Source organism: Neokomagataea thailandica NBRC 106555 (assembly GCF_001598495.1).
Lineage (GTDB): Bacteria > Pseudomonadota > Alphaproteobacteria > Acetobacterales > Acetobacteraceae > Gluconobacter > Gluconobacter thailandicus_A.
Genome location: NZ_BCZB01000046.1, coordinates 1 through 7,607, shown reverse-complemented (window position 1 = coordinate 7,607; position 7,607 = coordinate 1). Strand labels below are relative to the sequence as shown.

Sequence of the window (7,607 nt, the reverse complement as noted above, 5' to 3'; positions counted from 1 at the left end):
TAAGCAGAAATTACAAAAAACGCCGAGCAAGACACAGATAGGTAGCAGCGGCCCCAAAAAGAGCCAGCCCCCATGAAATATCAAACGGCACCCATCGTCCCGCCAAGAAGCCATGAAAGAACGTCACATCGAGAAAAGGCATCTCGCACGCTAGCCCAACACCATAACTCATCAACGCCACCACATTAACACGCCCATAAATACCACCATCCGCACGAAAAAAATCGGCCACATTATATTTACCGCGATGCAGCCAGTAAAAATCCAAAAGATTAATAGCCGTCCATGGAACCAAAACAGCCATCAAAACATCTAGTAAAGATGCATAAAACCCCAGAAAAGATTTTGATAAAAATAGAGCCATAAAGAGTGCTAAAATGAGCGTAATCAAACTTATTAGCACCCGCGCTTTTCCGCGCGGAATCCATTTTGGAACAACATTTTGTATCAACGTAATCGTAGAAAGTGTCGAACAATACATATCCATCGCACTTGCTAACGCGATAGACACCGTCAGTGCCAAGACGACAACGCCCCCCAAAGCTCCACATAAATGCCCAATAGCACTAACGGCCTGCATATTCGGCATCATAGATGCCAGAAGTGATCCCAATCCCATCGCCAATACCGACCCTGCAACAGAACCGCTATAACACGCCCAAAAAGTCTTCTTATATGTTGCTGGGAGCGCAGGCAGATAACGCGATGAATCTGAGACATAGGGCGCATACGCAATCTGCCATAGCACAGACAAAGAAAAGACCTGAAAAAACTGGGAAAAGTTACCTGATAGCTTGAAGAGCGGAGCGATGCCGACTTGATGCACTCCTTGCAGAGCACAAAAAGCAACCGCCCCTGTCGCTATAACAGCCAATGGCGCAGAGAAAATATGGAAAACACGATAACCAATAACACAAGGAATGAAGGCCAGAACGGCCATCAGAACAACGGCCCACCACTCTTGCAGAGAGGGCATCACATAATGAACCGCCCCCGCCCCTACGACAAAATTTGATGCGACAAAGCCAATATACATAATAATGACCATGAGCACGATAGGAATAGAGCCTATTGAACCAAACTGCCCTCGGCTTTGAATCATCTGCGGCACACCAAGAGCAGGCCCTTGCGCAGCATGCAGCGCCATAAAAACACCGCCGACCAAATTCCCCGCGCATACAGCCAACACAGATAGCGCAAAAGACAAATGATACACTACCGGCCCCAACGTCCCCGTCACAACCGTCAAAAGCGTCATATTCGTGCCGAACCAAATGGCAAATAAATCCCGCGCCCGCCCGTAACGCGCTCCTTCATCAATTTGGCCAATCGTGCTTTGTTCTATCATCACTTTTCCCTAACCGCCCAACACCTCATTCACAACAAAAACACCTCGGCGCACAGCCACCCTTTGCCATGCAACCCACCGAGCGTGAACTTAACGACATTCTCTCCTTCAATACCGTACGCCTCACCACCATTGCTCCCGAATGTTGTAGTGACGTCACTATCCGCACCATGGCTAAACTCGGCATACGCCTAAGCATCGGCCACACATGCGCGACCTACGAACAATGGTGTCATTGGAGGAACACATCTCTTTAATGCCATATCTGAAATCAAAGGGCGAAAACCCCGGCCCCATCGGTACCCTCTTGGCCGATGATGATGCCTTTATGGAACTCATTTTTGACACTTACCACGTTCATTTGGCAAACTTCACCATGGTACGCAAGGCCGCCGCAGAATGCCTTATTTTGGTGACTGACGCCGCGCGCAACAGGCTGTGCCATGGGCATAAGCTCACTCGGCGGACAAGGCGTATACGTCCATAATGGTACGACCCGCATGGGCCCTGATGGATCCGGTGCTTTAGCAAGCAGTATTTTGACCCTTGATCAAGCACTCAAAAATGCCTGCACACACAGTGCCCCCTCCTTGAAGCCCCCGCCTGCCCTCTATACCCCCGCCCGCTATATGCGGCTTAACTGATCGTGACAGTCTACAAGTTGGTATGCGCGCCGATATTATCAGCATGAACGAGCATTATGATCGACAAAACCTCTGGGCCGTATATTGTTTATAGTAAGCGCTATAAACAAGACCTCAAAAACACACATCAAATAAGAGCTTACCATTTAAAAAAATGATCAGACCCGATACCACCCAAGACACAACAGATACGGCTTTAGAAATAACAAATTCATCCATTTTACGTTTATCAGAGACAAATAGTACCAAAGGAACCACCGCAAAGGGCAACTGCATCGATAAAACGATCTGACTAAATATCAAAAGCTCTCCAACGCCTCTATCACCATAGAGCACCGTCACAACAACCACAGGCATCAAGGCCAGACTGCGCGTTAACAAACGCCTTGCCCAATGTGGCATACGCAGATTCAGAAAGCCCTCCATGACAATCTGACCTGCCAATGTACCAGTAATCGTCGAATTCGTCCCTGCCGCCAGAAGCGCCACCGCAAATAACGTCGAAGCAATCCCTAATCCTAAAATTGGAGAGAGCAAATGGTACGCCTCCCCTATCTCCGTAATTCCCTGATGTATAGTACCGTGGAACGCTGCTGCCGCGACAATTAAAATTGCAGCGTTAATAAACAACGCCAACATCAAAGCAATTGTACCATCCCAAGTTGCCCAACGTATCGCATCACGCCGCCCTAAAGACGTCGGAGAAAAATCACGCGTTTGTACAATAGAGGAATGTAGATAAAGATTATGAGGCATGACAGTCGCCCCAATAATACCAATAGCTATATAAAGAAGTTTCTTATTCGTTACAATGTCAAGACTAGGCGCAAACCCTTTAACAATACCCATTAAGGGTGGATGCGCCGCCACAAGTTGAACCATAAAGCAAACAGCTATAATACCCAAAAGAGCGATCACGAATGCTTCAAGGTAACGAAAACCTCGATTCATTAAGAGTAAAACGAGAAAAGCATCTGCTGCCGAAATTAAAGCCCCCCAAACCAAAGGGATGCCAAAAAGGAGCTGCAACGCTACAGCCGTACCGATCACTTCAGCCAAATCACACGCAATGATGGCGATTTCACATGCTAGCCACAAAACAATATTGAGAGATTTCGGAAAAGAATCCCTACAAGCCTGCGCCAGATCACGCCCGGTCGCAATACCTAACCGAGCCGATAGCGCCTGGAGCAAAATCGCCATCAGATTAGACAGCATGACCACAATCAGTAATGTGTAGCCAAATTGCGCCCCCCCCTGTAGGTCCGTAGCCCAATTTCCCGGATCCATGTAACCGACAGAAATCATATATCCCGGCCCTACAAATGCCAGGAAGCGCCGAAACCACGCTACATTACCCGATGGCACATGAATGCTGGCAAGCACTCCAGAGCGACGGTCCTCGCCTTCCCCTAACGCCGTCGACATCATTGGCTTCCCCCCCTCATCAACCGGGGGCATTACAGTCTCTGTACGTGCATAAGAATCATTGGCCATAGTGGCCGATTATGAACGCACATATCCTCATTATGCAATGTGCTATATTATAAAGCCTTATAAAATTATCGCATCATTGACCTATATTCCCTTTCTTCACATTATATTCCCTAAAGAATACTATATTCACGCTAGAATAATAGACATACAATGTATAAAGCTTAGACATGATCACTCACCGCAAAACAGCAGACATCCTCCGAGATGCAGAAACACACTCTGAAAGTTTCCGCGCCAACCGCCTCGCCCGCCAAAATGCACTCATCGAGGATTATGTAGAACTCATTGCAGATCTGTTAGATGAAGACCAAGAAGCACGTCAGGTTGATCTCGCTGAACGCTTGGGCGTGTCTCAACCGACCGTAGCCAAAATGCTGAACCGCCTAACCGAAGAAGAATACGTTGCCCGCAAACCATACCGGGGTATTTTCTTAACCCCCAAAGGCCGCCACCTTGCCGAAACCGTGCGTGCCCGCCACCGTACTGTCGAAGCCTTTTTACTCGCCCTCGGTGTAAGCTTGGAAAATGCCAGGATTGATGCCGAAGGCATAGAGCACTATGTCGGCACCGAAACTCTCAATGCCTTTCACATCGCCATACAATCCGGCTTATCACACTTCATGACGCAAGCGCGGAAAGAACACAGACACCTTAGAGACAAGCGTGCTCCTGCCCCTCCCACCATGTCAGCCTGATACGCCAAAAAATAGAGTATTAGCGCATCGTAACCCATAATTTCTCAACCCCAAACTGCCCTACGAGGTAAATATCAGCGTTCAAAAATCCATCCACACACAATATATTTTCCCATGAAAAGACATTCCGATATGCATATTAAATGAAATGCCTTACGATTATGCCTATAGTCTTTTAACCGACAATGAGAGCTCAAATCATTTATGGACATCTTCATTAAAAGACAAAAAATTTTAACGCGTGGTATCGACTTCAATGCCGCACAGTGCCTAGAAATCGGCGCGCTCACCACACCAATTCTTCATAAAAACGACAGTCATGTTTTATACGTGGATCGCCTTAGTACGGAAGGACTTGCTCAGCAGTTTGCTTGGAACCCCGAAGTAACGCCCGATAAACTTGTCACCGTTGATGTCATCTGGTCAGAACGACCTTTACGTGAATGCGTAGATGGCACGTTTGACGTGCTGATCGCATCCCATGTAGCCGAACACGTCCCTGATCTCATCGGCTGGCTCCAAGAAGCCCAAAGTGTCTTGTCTCCAAAAGGTGAAATCCGTCTCGTCCTGCCAGATTCTCGCTTCTCGTTCGATTGCCACCGAGCTCCAACGCGATTAGCCGATCTTCTAGTCGCATGGTTACAAAAACGGCGTACACCAGACCCGCGTGACGTACTGGACTTCGCATTACATAAAATTCATGACAAGGATGCCCGATGTCAGGATTTTTATGACGGGACAGCGCATACCAAAAATATACCGCCACAGTTTTCTTTTGATACTGCGCTCGACTGGGTAAAGCCCGCAATCAAGGATCTTAACCACTATGTTGATGTGCATTGCTGGGTTCTAACTCCTCAAATTCTAGCCCATTTAATGATCCCACTTGTAGAAAATGGTATTCTAAACTTAGCCTGTAGCGGATTCGAAGATACGGCGCCCCCTGGTTTCGAATTTATGGTCTTCATGACACCAGAGCCGGACCCTGCGCGATGCGCAGAAAGCTGGCGAAGGATGAGCGAACAAGCGCACGACCCACTCCCCGGATCATCGCTTGCACGCGCTCAATCTACTGCCGCCCAAGACATGAATGAGCCGCCAAAAATCATTTCACGCGGAATAAAATGGATAAAACGCTATCTGCGTCAGTAACTCGGTCTTTGCTCATCACAATACCACCGGAGGGATCGAAGCACTGCTGAGTGATGGTTGTCCGGCGTATGGCTGTGTGGATTGCCGGCTGATTTTAAGATTTTCGAATGCGCTTTTGCTCTTACATTGAGAGTGAAGGGGCGCTTTCTGTCCTGATTGCTATGCGGCGGCCTTTTTACTTTCGAGGAAGATAAGGCGTCGCATATTGTAGACGATATTGGCTAGTCTGATCCTCATCGTAGCCCGGGTGATACACACGGCTCGAATGAAGAGCCCTATCTGTGATGTCTGGTCGGCCAAACATGCTCGACGCGCGAGCGGATCCCGACTTTCCTCCATTCGATTTCTGAATATGCCTTGGCATGGGTTTGAGGTGAGGCTTCTTGCTATGAACCTTCGACACAAACCCCTGTTTTTCCATGAAGTCCTCATTGGTTTTTGAGCAGTGGCCGTATCCGCCCCAACGCTTCAAGCTGATCACCAAGCCCACTAAGGCGAGCAAGCCGCTCTTCAACGTCAAAGCACCCAGACTGCGTCATCATCCACCTTCGTCCCATCAACTCGCAAGAGAGAGTCACAGGGGAGACATCAAAACTAGGAGTTTTTCGAACCCTCCAAGTTTGGAGCAAGGCCGCTTATATTCCGTTTTCTTGCTGAAACCTGAATCGCATTTCGCGCTTAGATAAATGCCTTCTTAGCCTAACGTGACAAACTTAACGTGCTTCTGATAATAATTTTTGCAAAAATACACAAGAAATAATTTTAAAAAATTACAACAATAGTATTTGTCTAAAAATAAATAAAAAACTATATCGAAAAACTACTTTAAAAAAAGTAAGATTATATAATTGTAGTGTTTATTTATTTTCCTTAAAAAAAATAAAATCTGTGTATTTTTTTAAGTGTATCTAGCATTTTTTTTTAAAAAAAATTCAAAATTAGTAGTAATTTTTTTTTGGTTAATTTTATTTTTTTATACTATTATAAATATAGGTTAGTATTATTTTAATAATAGGGCATAGGGGTAGTTGAAATGACAACAGTATCTTCCGGTCAAACTGTATCTGATGTAACAGTATCAGGTTATCAAGAAGTAATAGAATCTGGAGGTTCTGGCATAAGACAGACAATTAATGGTAATGGCGAAATAGTAGTTGAGGGAGGAGGTAAATTAATTGATATATCAAATGGATATTTATGGGGTATTTATGATAGTGGTAAGGCTGTTATATATAAAGATGGCTTGTTATCTGGTGGAATAATTAAACAGAATGGATCTGCCATCATAAACAACGGTGGAATTGCGGATTCAATTACGGTTGATAGCGGAGGGAATATTATTGACAACTCTGGATCAATATTAACCGGAAATATGGATGTCCGAAGCGGAGGGTCTATTACTGGGGGAGGAGAGGTTATATCTGGAGGTATATTATTAATAAATAGAGGAGCTCTTGTAAATAATATAGAAATTGATGGAGGAGTTTTAGACACTTACTCCGATAATATATCGGTAACCATAGGATCATATGGTGGACGTATAATTTTAGAGAGTGGTGTTTCTTTTGATAATAAAAACTTATCTTCAAATTATATATCCTCGAATGAAACGTACATTTTGAAAAGTGGTGCGTCACTTGCGAATGCTGATATCATGTCAGGGGGCATTGTCTCTGCTGCTCTAGGCTCCCAATTGGGAGGAAATATTAATATACTTTCAGGCGGTATACTTTCTGGTTCGGCTGCGATTTCGGGTTCAAGCGGTTATATTAATGTTAGTGGTGGTACGGCAATTAATACCGTTATTAACACTGGAGCCCGTATAGATATAGCAAGTGGCGGTGTCGTAGGAACGGCTAGTGGTGTGATTTTATCTGGCTCTGCGGTCAATGAGTATATTTACCAATCCGGTAGAAGCATTTCTGGCGCAGTTTACTCTGGGGCAACGGAGTTTGTTGGTAAGGCAGGAGCTTGGAATGGTGGTTCATCAACTGATGATACGGTCTTTTCCAGTGGTGTGCTGTGGGTTGAAAATGGAGGCGCAGCCTCTGGCACAGTCATTAAAAACGGGGGGCTGGAAACGGTAGATAATGGTGGTATTTCCACTAGCGCGACTGTTAGTGCCGGAGGAACACTTCAAGATTATAATAATTACAGCACCGCGGGTACAATTTCAGCAGCCAATATATTGTCCGGTGGAACAGAGCTTATTTCCAGTGGTGGTTACGGCTATGCGGATACCATTCAAAGTGGTGGTACAGAAATTATTTC

At 45.7% G+C, this 7,607-nt stretch carries 6 protein-coding genes and 2 pseudogenes; 5 read left to right on the top strand and 3 right to left on the bottom strand.

From position 1 onward, the window contains the following. Positions 1-10: 10 nt before the first annotated feature. The gene (locus tag NTH01S_RS10965) at positions 11-1,348 is read right to left on the bottom strand and encodes a purine-cytosine permease family protein (protein WP_068173655.1); all 1,338 of its coding nucleotides are present in this window, start codon (positions 1,346-1,348) and stop codon (positions 11-13) included. Between the two features lie 68 nt (positions 1,349-1,416). Between NTH01S_RS10965 and NTH01S_RS11830 the strand changes: the two genes are divergently transcribed. Next, positions 1,417-1,605 carry a hypothetical protein gene (locus tag NTH01S_RS11830; protein WP_157070967.1) on the top strand — a complete coding sequence of 63 codons (189 nt, stop codon included), beginning with the start codon at positions 1,417-1,419 and terminating at the stop codon, positions 1,603-1,605. A 186-nt stretch (positions 1,606-1,791) separates the two neighbouring features. Further along, the gene (locus NTH01S_RS10960; protein ID WP_068173654.1) at positions 1,792-1,992 is read left to right on the top strand and encodes a hypothetical protein; all 201 of its coding nucleotides are present in this window, start codon (positions 1,792-1,794) and stop codon (positions 1,990-1,992) included. A 114-nt stretch (positions 1,993-2,106) separates the two neighbouring features. On the opposite strand, the gene NTH01S_RS10955 is transcribed toward NTH01S_RS10960, so the two are convergent. Beyond that, entirely contained in the window at positions 2,107-3,423 is a 1,317-nt protein-coding gene (locus NTH01S_RS10955) for an Nramp family divalent metal transporter (protein WP_068173657.1), read from the bottom strand. A 233-nt stretch (positions 3,424-3,656) separates the two neighbouring features. Here NTH01S_RS10955 and mntR point away from each other — a divergent pair, with 233 nt between their 5' ends. Then, a complete protein-coding gene (gene mntR, locus NTH01S_RS10950) occupies positions 3,657-4,184 on the top strand; it encodes a manganese-binding transcriptional regulator MntR (protein WP_068173652.1) in 528 nt (175 codons plus the stop codon). Between the two features lie 204 nt (positions 4,185-4,388). Beyond that, the gene (locus tag NTH01S_RS10945) at positions 4,389-5,336 is read left to right on the top strand and encodes a methyltransferase domain-containing protein (RefSeq protein WP_068173650.1); all 948 of its coding nucleotides are present in this window, start codon (positions 4,389-4,391) and stop codon (positions 5,334-5,336) included. 159 nt (positions 5,337-5,495) lie between these two features. Here NTH01S_RS10945 and NTH01S_RS11680 read toward each other — a convergent pair. Next, positions 5,496-5,850: pseudogene (locus tag NTH01S_RS11680) on the bottom strand (IS5/IS1182 family transposase); the annotation flags it as partial. A 519-nt stretch (positions 5,851-6,369) separates the two neighbouring features. On the opposite strand from NTH01S_RS11680, the pseudogene NTH01S_RS11675 reads away from it, so the two are divergent. Continuing rightward, positions 6,370-7,607 (top strand): annotated as a pseudogene (locus NTH01S_RS11675) (hypothetical protein); the annotation flags it as partial.

Excerpts from the sequence above, each read along its gene's own strand:
- NTH01S_RS11830 (WP_157070967.1), top strand. The coding sequence starts at position 1,417 with ATGCAACCCACCGAGCGTGAACTTAACGACATTCTCTCCTTCAATACC.
- mntR (WP_068173652.1), top strand. The coding sequence starts at position 3,657 with ATGATCACTCACCGCAAAACAGCAGACATCCTCCGAGATGCAGAAACA.
- NTH01S_RS10960 (WP_068173654.1), top strand. The coding sequence starts at position 1,792 with ATGGGCATAAGCTCACTCGGCGGACAAGGCGTATACGTCCATAATGGT.
- NTH01S_RS10945 (WP_068173650.1), top strand. The coding sequence starts at position 4,389 with ATGGACATCTTCATTAAAAGACAAAAAATTTTAACGCGTGGTATCGAC.
- NTH01S_RS10965 (WP_068173655.1), bottom strand. The coding sequence starts at position 1,348 with ATGATAGAACAAAGCACGATTGGCCAAATTGATGAAGGAGCGCGTTAC.
- NTH01S_RS10955 (WP_068173657.1), bottom strand. The coding sequence starts at position 3,423 with ATGATGTCGACGGCGTTAGGGGAAGGCGAGGACCGTCGCTCTGGAGTG.